Source organism: Alysiella filiformis (assembly GCF_014054525.1).
In the GTDB taxonomy this organism is placed as follows: domain Bacteria; phylum Pseudomonadota; class Gammaproteobacteria; order Burkholderiales; family Neisseriaceae; genus Simonsiella; species Simonsiella filiformis.
This window is the reverse complement of the sequence record NZ_CP059564.1, coordinates 846,672-863,479: the sequence shown is the minus strand read 5'-3', so window position 1 is coordinate 863,479 and position 16,808 is coordinate 846,672. Positions and strand designations below refer to the sequence as shown.

17 protein-coding genes, 1 tRNA gene and 1 other RNA gene are annotated in these 16,808 nt (G+C 47.2%); 12 read left to right on the top strand and 7 right to left on the bottom strand.

Translation table 11 applies throughout. From position 1 onward, the window contains the following. Positions 1-7 precede the first annotated feature (7 nt). The 7 genes from ssrS to H3L97_RS04205 all read left to right on the top strand — a co-directional run bounded on the left by ssrS (position 8) and on the right by H3L97_RS04205 (position 6,325). Positions 8-189: non-coding RNA, 6S RNA (gene ssrS / locus H3L97_RS04235), on the top strand. Between the two features lie 139 nt (positions 190-328). Then, positions 329-1,363 carry an AAA family ATPase gene (locus tag H3L97_RS04230; RefSeq protein ID WP_097113907.1) on the top strand — a complete coding sequence of 345 codons (1,035 nt, stop codon included), beginning with the start codon at positions 329-331 and terminating at the stop codon, positions 1,361-1,363. 16 nt (positions 1,364-1,379) lie between these two features. Next, entirely contained in the window at positions 1,380-1,895 is a 516-nt protein-coding gene (locus H3L97_RS04225) for a cysteinyl-tRNA synthetase (RefSeq protein WP_143269112.1), read from the top strand. 26 nt (positions 1,896-1,921) lie between these two features. After that, a complete protein-coding gene (cysS, locus tag H3L97_RS04220) occupies positions 1,922-3,331 on the top strand; it encodes a cysteine--tRNA ligase (RefSeq protein ID WP_097113905.1) in 1,410 nt (469 codons plus the stop codon). A gap of 168 nt (positions 3,332-3,499) precedes the next feature. Beyond that, a complete protein-coding gene (locus H3L97_RS04215; RefSeq protein ID WP_097113904.1) occupies positions 3,500-5,170 on the top strand; it encodes a formate--tetrahydrofolate ligase in 1,671 nt (556 codons plus the stop codon). A gap of 339 nt (positions 5,171-5,509) precedes the next feature. Continuing rightward, positions 5,510-6,160: an MBL fold metallo-hydrolase gene (locus H3L97_RS04210; RefSeq protein WP_097113903.1), complete on the top strand. Its 651-nt coding sequence runs from the start codon at positions 5,510-5,512 to the stop codon at positions 6,158-6,160. An 89-nt stretch (positions 6,161-6,249) separates the two neighbouring features. Continuing rightward, a tRNA-Asn gene (locus H3L97_RS04205) sits at positions 6,250-6,325 on the top strand. Between the two features lie 136 nt (positions 6,326-6,461). Here the strand turns inward: H3L97_RS04205 and H3L97_RS04200 are convergent. The 3 genes from H3L97_RS04200 to H3L97_RS04190 all read right to left on the bottom strand — a co-directional run bounded on the left by H3L97_RS04200 (position 6,462) and on the right by H3L97_RS04190 (position 8,707). Next, positions 6,462-6,734: a type II toxin-antitoxin system RelE/ParE family toxin gene (locus H3L97_RS04200; protein ID WP_182073094.1), complete on the bottom strand. Its 273-nt coding sequence runs from the start codon at positions 6,732-6,734 to the stop codon at positions 6,462-6,464. After that, complete coding sequence (gene relB, locus H3L97_RS04195) at positions 6,724-6,990, bottom strand: type II toxin-antitoxin system RelB family antitoxin (protein ID WP_218839681.1); 267 nt, start codon at positions 6,988-6,990, stop codon at positions 6,724-6,726. The genes H3L97_RS04200 and relB overlap by 11 nt, the downstream gene beginning before the upstream one ends. 226 nt (positions 6,991-7,216) lie before the next feature. Next, positions 7,217-8,707, bottom strand: a complete 1,491-nt coding sequence (locus H3L97_RS04190) for a Do family serine endopeptidase (protein ID WP_097113901.1) — start codon at positions 8,705-8,707, stop codon at positions 7,217-7,219. A gap of 154 nt (positions 8,708-8,861) precedes the next feature. Between H3L97_RS04190 and H3L97_RS04185 the strand changes: the two genes are divergently transcribed. The 4 genes from H3L97_RS04185 to fabF all read left to right on the top strand — a co-directional run bounded on the left by H3L97_RS04185 (position 8,862) and on the right by fabF (position 11,932). Next, positions 8,862-9,830, top strand: a complete 969-nt coding sequence (locus H3L97_RS04185) for an SEL1-like repeat protein (RefSeq protein WP_143269111.1) — start codon at positions 8,862-8,864, stop codon at positions 9,828-9,830. Positions 9,831-9,898: 68 nt separating this feature from the next. Next, the gene (locus tag H3L97_RS04180) at positions 9,899-10,168 is read left to right on the top strand and encodes an oxidative damage protection protein (protein ID WP_097113899.1); all 270 of its coding nucleotides are present in this window, start codon (positions 9,899-9,901) and stop codon (positions 10,166-10,168) included. Between the two features lie 169 nt (positions 10,169-10,337). Next, entirely contained in the window at positions 10,338-10,574 is a 237-nt protein-coding gene (acpP, locus tag H3L97_RS04175) for an acyl carrier protein (RefSeq protein WP_097113898.1), read from the top strand. Between the two features lie 110 nt (positions 10,575-10,684). Beyond that, on the top strand, positions 10,685-11,932 hold the full coding sequence (gene fabF, locus H3L97_RS04170; protein WP_097113955.1) for a beta-ketoacyl-ACP synthase II: 1,248 nt from the start codon (positions 10,685-10,687) through the stop codon (positions 11,930-11,932). Here the strand turns inward: fabF and H3L97_RS04165 are convergent. Further along, on the bottom strand, positions 11,929-12,090 hold the full coding sequence (locus H3L97_RS04165; RefSeq protein ID WP_179655794.1) for a hypothetical protein: 162 nt from the start codon (positions 12,088-12,090) through the stop codon (positions 11,929-11,931). The genes fabF and H3L97_RS04165 overlap by 4 nt on opposite strands. Continuing rightward, positions 12,060-12,545: a c-type cytochrome gene (locus H3L97_RS04160; protein ID WP_097113897.1), complete on the bottom strand. Its 486-nt coding sequence runs from the start codon at positions 12,543-12,545 to the stop codon at positions 12,060-12,062. Before H3L97_RS04160 ends, H3L97_RS04165 begins: the two co-directional genes overlap by 31 nt. A 101-nt stretch (positions 12,546-12,646) precedes the next feature. Here H3L97_RS04160 and H3L97_RS04155 point away from each other — a divergent pair, with 101 nt between their 5' ends. Beyond that, positions 12,647-13,498, top strand: a complete 852-nt coding sequence (locus H3L97_RS04155) for an SDR family oxidoreductase (protein ID WP_097113896.1) — start codon at positions 12,647-12,649, stop codon at positions 13,496-13,498. Between the two features lie 196 nt (positions 13,499-13,694). Here the strand turns inward: H3L97_RS04155 and H3L97_RS04150 are convergent, their stop codons facing one another. Both H3L97_RS04150 and H3L97_RS04145 read right to left on the bottom strand, forming a co-directional pair. Then, complete coding sequence (locus H3L97_RS04150; RefSeq protein ID WP_097113895.1) at positions 13,695-15,143, bottom strand: HupA family protein; 1,449 nt, start codon at positions 15,141-15,143, stop codon at positions 13,695-13,697. A gap of 38 nt (positions 15,144-15,181) precedes the next feature. Beyond that, a complete protein-coding gene (locus H3L97_RS04145; RefSeq protein ID WP_097113894.1) occupies positions 15,182-16,720 on the bottom strand; it encodes a surface lipoprotein assembly modifier in 1,539 nt (512 codons plus the stop codon). Positions 16,721-16,808 lie beyond the last annotated feature (88 nt).

Sequence of the window (16,808 nt, the reverse complement as noted above, 5' to 3'; positions counted from 1 at the left end):
TTTCAGTTTTACCCTGCGATGAGCGCGAAGGCATACATTTCCTTGAACCAATAAGTTTGCTTCGGTTGTCGGGAGCAGTAGCAGGTGCGAGCGTTCCCTTTGTCGGAATGCACCCGAAGCTACCCGAGATGACCACCTTGTTTCCAAGGTTCAAGCGGACTCAGCCCGAACGCCATTTGCGGGGTTCCCCATTCAAAAACATCGTTCATGATTGTGAACGGTGTTTTTTTGTTTTTCAGGCAGCTTGAAAAACAAAAAATAATGGATTTTTAAGAAACAATACCATAAAATCTAAAAATTTAAACTCATTTAAAAGTTAAAACAAATCATGAATACGCCTGAATATGTTCAATCTCTCAAGCTGGAAAATTTTTCATTACTACCCAATGAAACATTTCAATTTTCTCCACATTTAAACATCATTATTGCTGAAAATGCTTGTGGTAAAAGTCATTTATTGAAGCTTTTGTACACATTGTTGGCTGTTACGGGTAATGAAAAAAATGCTTTACACAAAACCAATTTGCAAAAAATCTTTGCTGACAAATTATTGAATGTATTTCGTCCAGATTCATTGGGGCGTTTGGTAAAACGACAGCAAGGTAGCAGCCGTTGTGAAGTTGAGTTGAGAATGAATTCAGGCAGTAAAACCAGCTTAACTTTTTCCAATCATGCCAGCAGCCAAGTCAATATCAAAAATTTCCCTAACGAATACAATGCCACGCCTGCATTTTTACCTACACGTGAATTACTGACACTTTGTCCTTGGTTTATTTCTTTGTATCAAACGCAAAATATTCCGTTTGACGAGACATGGGTGGATACCTGCCAACTTCTGAATGTACCAACACTAAAAGGTGTGAGCGCACAAAGAGCACAACTACAGCTTCAACCACTAGAAGATGCCATGGGTGATAGGGTGGTGGTGGATAGCAGTGGGCGATTTTATTTGGGTAAAGTGGAAGCACCTTTGGTTGCCGAAGGTGTGCGTAAACTGATGATGATTGCACGTTTGATTGCTAATGGTGCATTATTGGATAAAGGTTATTTATTTTGGGACGAACCCGAAGCCAATTTAAATCCCAGATTCATCAGGGTAGCGGCTGAAATGATTTTTCAATTATCGCAACAAAATATTCAGGTTTTCATTGCTACTCATTCTTTATTTTTATTGCGTGAATTGGAAATTTTGCAGGACAAGCATAAAAAAGAAAATGATGAACACATTAAAATGAGATATTTTTCTTTGACAAAAGATAAAGACATAATTCGATTGCAGCAAACTGATAATTATGATGATGTAGAAAGTATTGTTGCATTAGATGAAAGTTTGGCTCAATCTGACCGTTATTCACAAATTTAACAAAGGTATTTCATCCATGACACAACAAATAAGCATTGATGAGGATGCTTTGAGATTTACCTTTCATTCAGGTATTCAGGCAGTTAAATACGATGATTGGGTACACTACAGAAATCAATTTCAAAATAAATGCTGTACCGACAATAAAGCAGTAGATATCATCGCTCACAACGGTCAAATCACTTGGTTATGTGAAGTTAAGGATTTTCGGCAGGGTAGACGTGATCCAAATAAACCACCGTTAGAAATGGAAATTGCCCAAAAAGTGCGTGATTCATTGGCTGGTTTGGTGTCTGCTCAATTTCACGCGAATGAGCAAACAGAACAACAATTTGCAAAAGATGTGCTTCATTGCCAATCCATTTGTGTGGTTTTGCACATTGAGCAATCAACGGGGCAAAAACAACAGTATCATCTACCCGATTTACAAGACAAACTCAGAAAATTACTCAAAGCCATAGACCCTCATGTCTTGGTACTGAATAAAGATATGCCCCACTCCAAAATTGTGTGGCAAGTTGCCTATATTTAACCAATTTATTATCTTGAGATTGAATTATGCTCCATTTATACAATACTTTAACGCGCCAAAAAGAAAAATTTGAACCACTGAACCCCAAAAACGTCCGCATGTACGTTTGCGGCATGACGGTTTACGATTATTGCCATTTGGGACACGCGCGTGTGCTGGTGGTGTTTGACATGATTGCGCGTTGGTTGCGCCAGCGCGGTTATCCGCTCACTTATGTGCGCAATATTACCGATATTGACGATAAAATCATCGCGCGCGCCAATGAACGCGGCATTTCCATTCAAGAATTGACCGCCCAATTCATTCAAGCGATGAACGAAGACTCGGACGCGCTGGGTGTGCAACGCCCCGATGTGGAACCCAAAGCCACCGAACACATCGCCCAAATGATTGAAATGATTGAACAACTCATTGCCAATGGCAAAGCCTACCCTGCCGCCAATGGCGATGTGTATTATGCGGTGCGCGAATTCGCGGCTTATGGGCAATTATCGGGCAAAAGTTTGGACGATTTGCGCGCGGGCGAACGGGTGGAAGTGGACGGCTTCAAACGCGACCCTTTGGATTTCGTATTGTGGAAAGCCGCCAAACCCGAAGAACCGCATTGGGACAGCCCTTGGGGTGCTGGCAGACCCGGTTGGCACATTGAATGTTCTGCGATGGGCGACAATATTTTTGGCAAAACCTTTGACATTCACGGTGGTGGCGCGGATTTGCAATTTCCACATCACGAAAATGAAATCGCGCAAAGCTGTGGCGCACACGGCACATCTTGCGGACACCAGCACGACCAAAAGGAAATTGAAAGCCACGTTAAGTATTGGTTGCACAACGGTTTTATTCGCGTGGACAATGAAAAAATGTCCAAATCGCTGGGCAATTTTTTCACAATCCGCGATGTGTTGAAAAAATACGCCCCCGAAGTGGTGCGCTTTTTCATACTCCGCGCCCACTATCGCAGCCCTTTGAATTATTCAGACGCGCATTTGGACGATGCGAAAAATTCGCTCTCGCGTTTGTACAACACTTTGAATTTGGTTGCGCCTGCTGCTTTTGATTTGTCGGAAAATGCCAATGATTACACGCGCAAATTTTTTGCGGCAATGGACGATGATTTCGGCACGGCAGAAGCCATGGCGGTTTTGTTTGAATTGGCAAATGAAATCAATAAAAATCAATCGGCTGAACTTTCAGGCTGCCTGAAAGCCTTGGGCGGTGTGTTGGGTTTGTTGCAAGACAATCCGCAGGCGTTTTTGCAAAGCGGTGGCAGCGAGGCGGGTTTGTCTGCCGATGAAATCAACGATTTGATTGCACAGCGCAAAATTGCCCGCGAAACGAAAAACTGGGCAGAATCCGACCGAATCCGCGATATTTTGGCAGAACACAAAATCACGGTGCGCGATGGTGCCGATGGCACAACTTGGACGCGCGGATAAGTTTTTTCAGGCAGCTTGAATGTTTTCAGGCTGCCTTTTTGCTACACGACAAAATGAAAGTTGAACTGACTTTTTGCGGTTTCTGCTTTCAAAACGTTTCAGGCAGCAAAATTGCGTTTTTCAATCCAACAAATACGACCATCTATTTGATAATATAAAGGAAATATCATGCAAACAGACGTTCAAATCGCCCAAGCAGCCAAACTGCAACACATCAATCACATTGCCGCCCAAATCGGTTTGCAAGCCGAACAGTTGGAACATTATGGCAAATACAAAGCCAAAATCAATCCGCAAGACGCATTCAGGCTGCCTGCAAAACGCGGCAAACTCATTTTGGTTACCGCCATCAACCCCACCCCCGCAGGCGAAGGCAAAACCACCGTTACCATCGGCTTAACAGACGCGCTCAACCACATCGGCAAAAACGCGATGGTTGCCATGCGTGAGCCTTCGCTCGGGCCCGTGTTTGGCGTAAAAGGCGGCGCGGCAGGTGGCGGCTACGCGCAAGTCGTGCCAATGGAAGACATCAATTTGCATTTTACAGGCGATTTTCACGCCATCAGCGCGGCAAACAATTTGCTCGCTGCCATGTTGGACAACCACATCTACCAAGGCAACGCGCTGCAAATTGACCCCAAACGCGTGTTGTGGCGGCGCGTGGTGGACATGAACGACCGACAATTACGCAACATCATCAATGGCTTGGGCAAACCCACCGATGGCGTGATGCGCCCAGATGGTTTTGACATCACCGTTGCCAGCGAAGTGATGGCAATTTTCTGTTTGGCAAAAGATTTGGTGGATTTGAAACAGCGTTTGGGCAACATTTTGGTGGCATACAGCGTTTCAGGCAGCCCGATTTACGCCCGAGATTTGAACGCCCACGGCGCAATGACCGCCCTTTTAAAAGACGCGCTCAAACCCAATTTGGTGCAAACCTTGGCAGGCAGCCCCGCGCTGGTTCACGGTGGACCTTTCGCCAACATTGCGCACGGTTGCAACTCGGTGCTGGCAACCCAAGTGGCGCGGCATTTGAGCGACTACACCGTAACCGAAGCAGGATTTGGCGCAGACTTGGGCGCAGAAAAATTTTGCGACATCAAATGCCGATTGGCAGACATTCAGCCCGATTGCGCGGTGGTGGTGGCGACCGTCCGCGCCCTCAAATACAACGGTGGCGTGGCAAAAGCCGATTTGAATGCGGAAAACGTGGACGCGGTGCAACGCGGTTTACCCAATTTATTGAAACACATCAATAATTTGCAAAACGTGTTTGGTTTGCCCGTGGTGGTGGCGTTGAACCAATTTGTGTCCGACAGCGAAAACGAATTGGCAGCAATTCAGGCAGCCTGCACACAAATTGGCGCACAATGCGCCTTAACCCAAGTATGGGAAAAAGGCGGCACAGGCGGCGTGGATTTAGCCGAAAAAGTCGTACAAGCCATTGAAACCCATACCCCAAAATTCAAATTCGCCTACGATGTGAATTTGCCCATTGCCGACAAAATCACCGCCATCGCCACCCAAATTTACGGCGCAGCCAAAGTGGAATTTGCCGCCGAAGCCCAAGCAGAAATGGCAAATTTGGCGCGTTTGGGCTTGGACAAACTGCCCATTTGCATGGCAAAAACACAATATTCATTGAGCGATGACGCCAATTTATTGGGCTGCCCCAGCGATTTCACCCTACACGTTCGCGGCATGACCGTATCGGCAGGCGCAGGTTTCATCGTGGCATTGTGTGGCAACATGATGAAAATGCCAGGTTTACCCAAAGTACCCGCCGCCGAAAAAATTGATGTGGACGAAAATGGCGTGATTTCAGGGTTGTTTTAAAGTTTCAGGCAGCCTCTCACTACCCCACAAAAAGGTTTTTTGCCTTCGGCGACTTACTTTTAAAAAAAAGTAAACCAAATACATTCAAGCTGAACGGTTTATTTTCCAAAAAACATTTCAGGCAGCCTGAAAAGATTAAACCATTGAATAAAATGAAAATAACCCTTATTTTTTGGTTGATTTCGCTTACTTTTTAAAATAAAGTAAGTCGCCGAAAGCAAAACCCATTTTGTGTCGTGAGCATTCAGCCCAACCTTGCACCAAATGAAATACTGAAAACTTGTTTTCGCCCCCACAATCGGCTATATTCACGCGCCAAACAACCAAGAAAGCAAAACCATGGCATTGAATATCCAAATCATTCCCGTTACCCCCTACGCCCAAAACTGCACCCTACTGTGGGACGATGAAACCCACGAAGCCGTGCTTACCGACACAGGCGGCGAAGCCGAATACCTGTGGCAACTGGTGCAAGACAAAGGCTTAAAATTAAAAGAAATTTGGCTCACGCACGGACACCTAGACCACGTTGGTGGCGTGGTCAAAATGCGCGAATTGAGCAACAACGTCCCCGTTATCGGACCACACGAAGAAGACCTGTTTTTATTGGAAGATTTGCCCAACAAAACACGCGAATACGCACCACAAGGCTTTGAATTTTCGCCCAGTTTTCTGCCCACACGCTGGCTGAACGAAGGCGAACAAGTGCATTTGGGCAAATACGTTTTTGACATCATGCACATACCAGGACACACCCCTGGACACATCGTATTTTATTGTGCCAGCGAAAAATTGCTGATAGGCGGCGATGTGCTGTTTAAAGAAAGCGTAGGACGCACCGATTTTCCACGCAGCAGCACCGAAGATTTGTTGCACGGCATCAAAACCAAGCTCTACACCCTACCCGATGACGTGCTGGTCATCGCAGGACACCGCGACCCCACCACCATTGGGCATGAAAAACAGCACAACCCCTATGTTCGCGGATAAATATTCTTTTAAAAAACAATACACTGAAAAATGAAACGCACATCGCGTTTGACAGATTTTCAAAAATCCGTATAATACGAATCTTCAATTCCCTGATAGCTCAGTCGGTAGAGCGACGGACTGTTAATCCGCAGGTCGCTGGTTCGAGCCCAGCTCGGGGAGCCAGATTTAAGCCACCTAAACAATCGTTTAGGTGGTTTTCGGCTTTTTGGGAATTGGAAACTGTACCAAATTTGTATCCCTTTTGATAAACAAAAAAGCCCTAAATCGTTGGGATTTTGGGCTTTGTGTAAAATGAAATTTAGGGGTATTTTCTGCTGGTATGCAAAACACGCAAAATCAAGATTTCGTTCAATTGCACTTGATAAACCAAGACGTATTTTGGGTGGGCGACAAATTCGCGTGTACCACTTACTCTGCCATTTTTACCCATGTAGGGCATATTACCGATTTTTTCAGCCGTCTCAAATAAAAGTTCAGATAAATCAATGGCTGCCAATGGATTATCCAAACAAATAAAATCCACAATTTCGTTTAAATCGGCATTGGCTTCATCAGACCAATTAACCAGCATTTTGCACTCTTGCAGCCAATTTATGACGCACACGCGCCACCACTTCATCATGTGGGATAGCAGGTTTGGTACTGTGTAAAGCAGCCTCTACTTTTTCCCGAAACCAAGCATCATAATCTGCTTCTTCTGTGTCAAAAAATTGATGAGTGAGCAATTCAATAATGAAATCGGCTTTGTTTGTACCGTGTTTTGCAACAATATGTTCAAGTTTTTGGTTGATATTGTCGGGTAAAACCAAATTTAAAGTTGCACTCATTTTCATGTCCTTTTTGTGAGCAATTTGACTATGATTTTACTGGATAATTTTAAGACCGTCCACCCAACACCCTGAACTTGGCGACTGGGTAGTCATGCCATTCAGCCATTTTTGGTGCCACTTATCGCACTCGTCAAATCCCATTTTTGATTGATTTTCCGCAAAAAAGGCGGATATGAAATCCGCCCCACAAATCAAGTTTTATAAAAATGACACATTCGCATGTTTAAGGCAAAACCAAAGCCATAAAAATCGTATTGCTGCCGCGTTGCACCAAAATGGGAATGTGCTTGCCACCTTTGCCCAAGGCTTCGGTAAAGCTGGTTTGGTCGCGCACGGGCATGCCTGCCACTTCTCGAATGATGTCGCCACGGCGCAAACCTGCGCTGGCGGCAATGCCTGTGGCGTTTTGCACCACCAAATAATCGCCGCCCGATGCCAACACCAAACCTGTATTGGGCGATTCAAACACCCCTTCTCCTGTGATGGTTTGGGTGTTTTGCTCGTCTTTCACAATATTGCTGCCATCGGATTGTGCGCCTAGGGTCACTTCCACGTCCATTTTTTGTCCTTTGCGCCAAATGTTTAGGGTAATGGTTTTACCTGGTGCGCTTGAACCAATTTTTAAGGGCAAATCGTTGGACGAACGCACTTCTTCGCCATTCACGCCGCGAATGATGTCGCCCACTTGCAAACCCGATTTTTCGGCAGGGCTGCCTGAATTGACTTTGGAAATCAAAGCCCCTGTTGGTTTATCCAAACCAAATGATTTTGCCAAATCAAAGCTCACTTCTTGAATAATCACGCCCAATTGACCACGCTGTACTTTGCCTGTGCTTTTCAGTTGGTCGGCAACATTCATTGCCACATCAATGGGAATGGCAAATGAAATGCCCATAAATCCACCACTGCGGCTGTAAATTTGTGAGTTGATGCCCACCACTTGTCCTGCCAAATTGAACAAGGGTCCGCCTGAATTACCAGGGTTAATTGCCACATCGGTTTGAATGAATGGTGTGTAGCTTTCATTGGGCAGGCTGCGGTTTTTGGCGGACACGATGCCTGCGGTTACGCTGTTGTCAAAACCAAATGGTGCGCCAATTGCCGCCACCCATTCGCCCGATTTCAATTCGCTGGGATTGCCGATTTTGGCAAATTGCAAATCGCTGGCATCAATTTTCAGCAAGGCGATGTCGGTTTTGTCGTCTGTGCCGATGATTTTGGCGGCGTATTCGCGTTTGTCGTTGAGGGTAACTTTGGTTTTGTTGAAGCCTTTAATCACATGGGCATTGGTTAAAATGTAGCCATCGGCGCTGATAATCACGCCTGAACCGAAATTGTCGCCATTGTCTTCGCCGTATTCGGGTACATCGGGGGCGTTTGGCACGATGCGTTTGAAAAATTCAAAGAATGGGTCATCGTTGGGCAAATCGTTGTCGGCATTGCTGCGTGGATTTTTCTCGTTCACGGCTTGAATATTGACCACGGTGCTGCCTTCTTGCGACACCAACTGGGCAAAATCGGGCAGCAGCATGCCCACATTGCCCGCTTGCGATGGCGCAACTTTTTTCACAAACTCGCCTTCGGGTTGGCTGGCGATTTGGGTGGGGGTTTTGTGGTCGGTTTTGGGGGGATTTTTTTCGTTTTTATCGCAAGCACTCAACGCAAAAGCGGCAGACAGGGCGATAAGCAAACTGGTTTGGGCAAATTTGTTCATTGTATTCCTTACAAAAATCGTGCATTTTGCCTTGTAAAATGCTGCCTGAAACGCATTTTTCAAGGGGGAAAACGCATTTTTCAACCTGCCAAGGCACATGAAGTGGCGATAAAAACAAGCCATTAAGATGATGAACACAGGTTCTGAAACACAAATGGGTATTATCCCACCCCTTTTTTGTATAAAATGCGGTTTAGAACACCGACTTCCCATTTTGATTATGACCGCCATTACCGAACAAGCCATTCAGGATTGCATGACGCAAATCCGCCAAAAACAAGAACCCCATCATTCACTTGAAATCCAAAAATACGCCCAATTACGCTTGATGGATTTTGCCCCCCTGCTGGGCGAATGGGGCATTGACGACCCCAAAAACACCCCCAAAGCCAAACCCTTACCCAATGTTGCCCAAGCGTTTCAGGCAGCCGAACTTTCGGCTGAACAAAAAAGCAAGCTGTTGAATTATTTGCAACAAGCCGCCAAACAAGGCAGCACCACCGCCATGTTGTATTTGGCATACGCCTATGCGGTGGGCAAATTCATCGCGCAAAACCCCACCAAAGCCGTAGAATGCGCCCGCATTGCCTTGAAACACCAAGATTATCGCGCTGCGCGATTGTTGGGCGAAATGTTGGCGTTTGCCCCTGCTCTGGCAAGCGATGTGTTGCAAAACGATGTGCAAATTGCCGCCCAAAATTGGGTTAAAACCCACCCCAAGCTCGCTCAAAACGCCGAGCAAATCCCCCAACTCATCACGCAATATTTGCACAACCCGATTGTGGCAAAATTTGTCGCCAAACAAAAATTGCAACAAGCCAAAACCATGGGCAGCCCCATTGCCGACCAGCGCATTCGCGGATTGAGCATGATAGGCGTGTTGTCGTCCAGCCAACCTGCGCGGCAGTATCAGAGCATTGAAAATTGGCTGGAAAACCAACTCGCCGCCGCCCACATGCCCATAGAAAGCGATGACGACATGATGATTTTGCCCGAACACATGCCATTGATGGTGCAAGAAGACGATGACGTTCCCGTGTGGCACAAAGCTGCCATTGTGGGCGGTTTTCTGTTGAGCGGTGCCATGATTACCCTGTTGATTATCCGCTTTTTGGTCAAATAAAGGATTTTCAGGCAGCCTGAAAAACTGTTACCATTGCATTTTCAATTTCATTTTAAAAGGAATATGCCATGACGCGCATGGTTCACTGCATCAAGCTGGGCAAAGAAGCCCCCGCAATGAAATTTCAACCCCTGCCCAACGAATTGGGCAAACGCATTTTTGACAACGTTTCACAAGAAGCATGGGAAGCGTGGACGCGCCACCAAACCATGTTGATTAACGAAAACCGCCTGTCGCTTGCCGACCCACGCGCGCGCGAATATTTGGCACAGCAAATGGAAAATTACTTTTTTGGCGAAGGCGCAGACCAAGTGCAAGGCTATGTGCCACAAGCATAAAAAGCATTTTCAGGCAGCCTGAAAACGGTTTCTTAACAATATTTTTCGTCAATCGCTACCAAATTGGCGAAAAAACAGATAAAATCGCTGTATTGTATTTTGCGAATGCAAGCTCTAAATTGGGGTTTGCCCATTTTTGTATTTTCCCACCAAATTTTTTTAAGGATACATCATGTCTATTGAACAACAAGTGAAAAGCATCGTTGCCGAACAGTTGGGCGTTGCCATTGAAGAAGTGAAAAACGAATCATCTTTCCAAGATGATTTGGGCGCAGATTCTTTGGACACGGTTGAATTGGTTATGGCTTTGGAAGAAGCCTTCGGTTGCGAAATCCCCGATGAAGACGCGGAAAAAATCACCACCGTACAAGCCGCCATTGATTATGTCAACGCCAAACAAGCGTAAGGCGAAGCCACATTAAAAGATGCAAAACAGCCTCTGATTAACAGCTCATGCTGTCAATTGGGGGCTTTTTCATCACAATGCTTTTTCGTTTGAAACATCAAGAGAATATCATGAATCAAAGAAGAGTGGTCATCACAGGATTGGGGCAAATTTCCCCCGTTGGCAACGATGTAGAAAGTGCGTGGCAAAACCTGTTGGCGGGCAAAAGCGGCATTGGCACCATCACCAAATTTGACGCATCGGATTTGCCCTGCCACATTGCTGGCGAAGTGAAAGACTTTGATATTACACAATATCTGCCCGCCAAAGAAGCGCGCCGCATGGACGCATTCATTCATTATGGCATAGCTGGCGCATTGCAAGCCATTAACGATGCCCAATTAGACGCATTCACCGAATTGGACAAAGACCGTGTGGGCGTGAACATTGGCTCGGGCATTGGCGGTTTGCCTTTAATTGAGGAAACGGCGCGTCATGTGGTGGCAAATGGCGGTCGCAAAATCAACCCATTTTTCATACCTGGCAGCCTGATTAACTTGATTTCAGGACACGTTACCATTTTAAAGGGCTATCGCGGACACAATTATGGCATCGTATCGGCATGTGCCTCTGGCACACACGCGATTGGCGAGTCGGCTCGCCTGATTCAATATGGCGATGTGGACGTGATGATTGCTGGCGGTGCTGAAAGTGCGGTTTGCACTTTGGGTGTGGGCGGTTTTGCGGCAATGAAAGCCCTGTCCACGCGCAACGATGACCCCACCACCGCATCGCGCCCTTGGGACAAAGACCGCGATGGCTTTGTGATGGGCGAAGGTGCTGGTGTGTTGGTGTTGGAAGAATTGGAACACGCCAAAAAACGCGGCGCAAAAATTTATGCGGAATTGGTGGGATTTGGCGCAAGCTCCGATGCGTATCACATTACTGCGCCCAATGCCGAGGGTCCTGCTTTGGCATTATCACGCGCCATTCAAAACAGTGGTTTGCCTGTTGAGGCGATTGATTATGTGAACGCACATGGCACTTCTACGCCATTGGGCGATGCGAATGAAACCAATGCGATGAAAGCGGTGTTTGGCGACCACGCGAAAAAATTGTTGGTCAGCTCCACCAAATCCATGACGGGGCATTTGTTGGGCGCAGCAGGTGGTGTGGAAGCGGTGTACAGTGTGTTGGCAATCCGCGACCAAATTGCGCCACCCACCATCAATTTGTTTAATCAGGATTTTGATGCGGGTTGTGATTTGGATTATTGCGCCAATCAAGCGCGTAAGGCAAACATCAATGCGGTTGCGTCCAATTCGTTTGGTTTTGGTGGCACCAATGGCACTTTGATTTTCAAACGATTTGATGGCTAACTGCCTGAAATGGGTGCGGTGCCGCTCCCCAAAGCGTGGGTGTGGCGGCGCAACGCCACGCTCGCAACAAAAAACGTGCCAAATTGTTGAATTTGACACGTTTTTTTGATTTCAGGCTGCCTGAAAATCATTTGGGACGGCGATAAGTATCGTGGCAAGATTGGCAGCTTGCGCCCACATTGCCAAATGCGGTTTTGATGTCTTCCAATTTGCCTGTTTTTGCCACTTCGTTTAATTTGTCTACGGCGGTTAGGAATTTGTCTTGTTCGGCTTTAAAGGCTTCGGGATTTGCCCAAATATTGGGCAGGGCATCGCCATTGCCATTGGGGTCGTTTTGGAAATGTTCAAATGGCACACGCGCTTCTTTGCTGAATTGCTCGGCGGCTGCCTGAAAGGCTTCGGGGCTGAACGCTTCATCGCCTTTTGCCATTTTGCCCATTTTGGACATGGTGGGCATAAACGATTTGAAAGCGGCTGAACGGTCTTCGGAAATGCTGCCTTTGCCGCCTGCCACGGCTGGGGCTGAACCGTTGGCGGCTGGGGTGCTTTCTTGTCCGCCACAGGCTGCCAACAACACGCTGGCACAAGCGAAAATCAACAGGGATTGTTTCATGGTATGGTTTCCTTATCAATGTGGTGTTATGATTGTTGCGCTTACAACGCGAAAAACGCGCAATCATACTTGAAATTTCATTAAAAAACAAAGGAAACATTATGGCAATTTTGATTACGGGCGCATCGGCAGGATTTGGCGCGGCAATGGCAAAAACGTTTGTTCAGGCAGGCTACGCGGTGATTGGCACGGCACGGCGTGAAGATAAACTGCTTGATTTGCAACAAGAATTGGGCGAATTATTCCAACCCATTGCCATGGACGTGTGTGATAAAAACAGCATTCAGGCAGCCTTAAACCACATCAACATGCTGCCTGAACATTTTCATGAAATTGATTGTTTGATTAACAACGCGGGCTTGGCTTTGGGTTTGGACAAAGCCCACCAAGCCGAGTTTGACGACTGGGAAACCATGATACACACCAACATCATCGGTTTAACCTATTTAACGCGCCAAATTTTGCCGCAAATGGTGCAACGTGGTCGCGGTTTGGTCATCAATATGGGTTCTATTGCGGGCAATTATCCCTACCCTGGGGGCAATGTGTATGGGGCAACCAAGGCTTATGTGCGCCAATTCAGCTTGAATTTACGCGCCGATTTGCACGGCACAGGTGTGCGTGTCAGCAATATTGAACCAGGCTTGGTGGGCGGTTCGGAATTTTCCAATGTGCGTTTTAAAGGCGATGATGAACGCGCCGCCCAGTTGTATGAACACGCCAACGCGCTCACGCCGCAAGACATTGCCGACACCGCTTTGTGGCTCTATCAACGCCCTGCCCACATGAATGTGAACAGCATTGAAATCATGCCCACCACGCAAAGTTTTGCCGCGCTCAATGTACATAAAACGCCACCTGCCAGCGTTTCAGGCAGCCTGAACGATACCCCCAACCCATCGCCTGAACCTGAAACGGGATTGTTGGGCAAAATCGCGTCATTATTCAAATAAAAAAACATTTCAGGCAGCCTTTCAGTACACGACAAAAATCTTTCAGGCTGCCTGCAACCTGTCCCCTCCCCTGCTGGCGGGGGAGGGGGTAGGTTTGTGGCAATATCAAAAAATGTCGTGTACTGAAAGGCAGCCTGAAAACCCACACAAAAACAGGGCGGATAATCCAATCCGCCCTTTCATTTATCCCATCAAATTATTTGACCTGTGCGCCACCATACACGCCATTTACGCCCTTTTCCGCGCCATCAATCACGGTAAACATGCCGCCCAAATTGCTGTTGAGCGATGTGGCATTGATGTTGCCGCCATAAAATCCGCCTTTGGTGTAAACATTGTTTTGCGTACCTTCAAAGCTGTTGCCTTTGATGTCGCCACCAAAACGCAAATCGCCCGCGCTGCGTTTGATGGACACGTCCACTTTTTTCGTATCAAAATTGGCGGTGGCAGACATGGCATTGCCCAAACCTTCATATTGACCGTCTTTGCCCACAATCGCGCTGCCTGCGTATTCAATCGTGCCAGAACTGCGGTTGAGCGTGGCTGGCAAACCAAACACAAACAAATGGCTGTTGCCTTCCGCGTCATTGTAAACGCCATAGCGCAAATTGCGGAAACTGCCCGTGTCGTTGCTTTCTTCGCCCCAATGGTTGATGGTGCCTTTTGCCACGCTGCCCACCCAACTGGGTTTGCTGGCATGAAGCGGATTGGTCGCATCACCTGTTACCTTGCCATTGTCATCAACCGCGTCAAAATCGCTGGCTTTCATTTGGCTCAAAGCAATGCCATTTTCAGTAAATTGATTTTCATACGAATTGTTCAACAAATTAATGCGCGTGTTGTTTAAAGTGAAACTTTTGCTGCTCACACCGCGTTTGTCATCATCAATTTTTTGGTATTGCAGCGAACCATCTTGCTTAATGCTGACCACATCGGCAGCAAAACGCGACACCATCTCATAATTTTCATTGAAAAAACTGCTGGGGACACTCATCACACCGCTTTCGCCACCAAAGCCTTTGGCGATTTCAGGACGCAAATCAGCAGTGGGTTTGTCATCTTTGCTGGCAGTGGGTTTTTCTGTGGTGCTGCTTGGATTGTTGTTGCTGGCAATCGGTTTTTCCGTGGTGTTGCTTGGATTGGGGTTGCTGGCAACAGGTTTTTCTGTGGTGTTGCTTGGATTGGGGTTGCTGGCAACTGGTTTTTCTGTGGTGTTGCTTGGATTGGGGTTGCTGGCAACAGGTTTGCTTGGATTGGAATTGCTGGCAACAGGTTTTTCCGTGGTGCTGCCTGAATTGGTGTTGCTGGCAGTCGGTTTTTCCGTGCTGCTGCTTGGATTGGTGTTGCTGGCAACGGGTTTTTCCATGGTATTTCTTGAATTATTGTTGCTGGCAGTCGGTTTTTCTGTGGCGCTGCCTGAATTGTTGTTGCTGGCAGTCGGTTTTTCTGTGCTGCTGCTTGAATTATTGTTGCTGGCAACGGGTTTAGCTGCGGTGCTGCCTGAATTGGCGTTGCTGGTCAAATTGTTTTGCACCGAGCTGGTTTTCACGCCGCCGCTTACCGAACTGCTGTTGCTGCTGCACGCCGCCAAAGTGAAAGTGGCTGCCACCGCCAAAACCAATGTGTTGAAACGAAATGCCTTCATTTTTTGTATCCTTTCAATTAAGTCAAAATCCAATATCGTCAAAAAGTTTTCACAACTTCCATCACAAGCTGTTTTTGTTTGCGCCTTGCCCAAGCGTGGCTGCTGTTGGTGCGGCTGTATGACCACACCAACTGTGGCATCAATCCACCATATTGCCATTTATCGTGCGCCAACGACACCTGCCACACACGCTCACGATTGCGCTGCTTTTGCCACACAAAATGTTCGTTTAGCGACACGCCTTTGTGTTTGCGCTGCGCCCAAGTTGCCTGAACCTGCGTGTGCAAACCACCCAATCCACGCCAATGCGCCCACCACGCCACGCCCACACTTTGTCGCGTGTAGGCTGCCTGATTGTCGCGCCCTGCCCACTGGCGATGTTGTGGCACAAAAGTTTGCCAGCCCCCATGTGCCAAAATCGTTTGCTGTGGCGTAAGGCGAAAGCTGCCTGTTAAAGCCCATTGTCCATATCGCCCATTGTGGTATGCCGCCTGATTTTTATCGCGATGATGTTGGCGATAATATTCCGCCGAAACCGAGCTTGCCCAACGTGGCGAATGTTGTCGCGTGGTCATGAGCTGTATGCCTGTGGCGTGTGCCAAGGCATTCATCTTCAAGGTTTTATTTTTCACAGGGCGGTGTTCAAATTCATCAGAACCCGCCAACTGCCATTGGTAAAACGGCAACACGCGCCACGTTTGCTTGGCGTTTTGGTATTGCCAGCCCAAATGGGCGCGTCCAAAGGCATGGTCGTATTGTGATTTGCCGTCAAAAAAATGCGTTGTGCCAGAAAAATGGCTTTGAAACAAGATATTATGGTGTCGCCATACAGGGGTATTTTTGCTGATGTTCACGCGATAATGCACGCCCCATGCTTTAACGGGCGCGTGCGCATGACAAGCCATGGGCGTACAGTAGCTGGGGGGCGAACGGTTCACATTGGCTTGACGCGATACACTGACGCTGCCTGATGTTTGCCATTGATTGTGTTGCACAATGCGTTGCAAATGCGCTTGCACATTCTCCTGCACCGTTTCAGGCAGCCTGAACGCATTTTGGGTGTGTTCAAACGCATTTTGTGCTTCGCGCCATTGTTTGTCTTCCATTAACGTGGCGGCGGTGTCCAGCGCAATGCGGCTGTCGTGCGGAAAATCGCGTTGCAAAGCCAGATGAATCGGTACGGCTTGACGATAATTGCCTTGCCAACGCGCCAAAGTGCCATTGGCACGGCGTGCGATTTGCTCATCGGCTTGCGGCAGGATTTGGTAGGCGCGATTGAGGGCTTGCAATAAATTCGGGTCGTGGCTATTGAGCGCGTGTTGCATCACCTGATGAAACAGTTGTGGGTGCGTGTGCAAATAATGGTTGTCAATTTCGTATGTGGGTGTGCTGGATTGTGTGTGGGGCAAAGGGTGTGGGCGCAATGATTCAAAGCCTGTCTGAATGTGGGTGTTGATGGCAGGATTATCGCGCGTTAAATCGGCATTTGGCACATCAACATCAATGGCATTTGCCGTTGCCGACAAAAGCAATAAAGGCGGTATTGCACACCATGTGTACCCTGTGTGTTGCAACATATTTTGTGTGTTTGTGAAATAATTTGTAATCGTATTTAATTTTAGGTATATTTACGCGGCTTGTAAATAGGAATAATTTTAATTCAGA

Bases quoted from the DNA above. Each gene is read 5' to 3' on its own strand.
- H3L97_RS04150 (WP_097113895.1), bottom strand. From the start codon at position 15,143: ATGAAGGCATTTCGTTTCAACACATTGGTTTTGGCGGTGGCAGCCACT.
- H3L97_RS04180 (WP_097113899.1), top strand. From the start codon at position 9,899: ATGACGCGCATGGTTCACTGCATCAAGCTGGGCAAAGAAGCCCCCGCA.
- relB (WP_218839681.1), bottom strand. From the start codon at position 6,990: ATGAGTGCAACTTTAAATTTGGTTTTACCCGACAATATCAACCAAAAA.
- fabF (WP_097113955.1), top strand. From the start codon at position 10,685: ATGAATCAAAGAAGAGTGGTCATCACAGGATTGGGGCAAATTTCCCCC.
- H3L97_RS04155 (WP_097113896.1), top strand. From the start codon at position 12,647: ATGGCAATTTTGATTACGGGCGCATCGGCAGGATTTGGCGCGGCAATG.
- H3L97_RS04230 (WP_097113907.1), top strand. From the start codon at position 329: ATGAATACGCCTGAATATGTTCAATCTCTCAAGCTGGAAAATTTTTCA.
- H3L97_RS04145 (WP_097113894.1), bottom strand. From the start codon at position 16,720: ATGTTGCAACACACAGGGTACACATGGTGTGCAATACCGCCTTTATTG.
- H3L97_RS04210 (WP_097113903.1), top strand. From the start codon at position 5,510: ATGGCATTGAATATCCAAATCATTCCCGTTACCCCCTACGCCCAAAAC.
- H3L97_RS04215 (WP_097113904.1), top strand. From the start codon at position 3,500: ATGCAAACAGACGTTCAAATCGCCCAAGCAGCCAAACTGCAACACATC.
- H3L97_RS04160 (WP_097113897.1), bottom strand. From the start codon at position 12,545: ATGAAACAATCCCTGTTGATTTTCGCTTGTGCCAGCGTGTTGTTGGCA.
- H3L97_RS04200 (WP_182073094.1), bottom strand. From the start codon at position 6,734: ATGCTGGTTAATTGGTCTGATGAAGCCAATGCCGATTTAAACGAAATT.
- H3L97_RS04190 (WP_097113901.1), bottom strand. From the start codon at position 8,707: ATGAACAAATTTGCCCAAACCAGTTTGCTTATCGCCCTGTCTGCCGCT.
- H3L97_RS04185 (WP_143269111.1), top strand. From the start codon at position 8,862: ATGGGTATTATCCCACCCCTTTTTTGTATAAAATGCGGTTTAGAACAC.
- H3L97_RS04225 (WP_143269112.1), top strand. From the start codon at position 1,380: ATGACACAACAAATAAGCATTGATGAGGATGCTTTGAGATTTACCTTT.
- cysS (WP_097113905.1), top strand. From the start codon at position 1,922: ATGCTCCATTTATACAATACTTTAACGCGCCAAAAAGAAAAATTTGAA.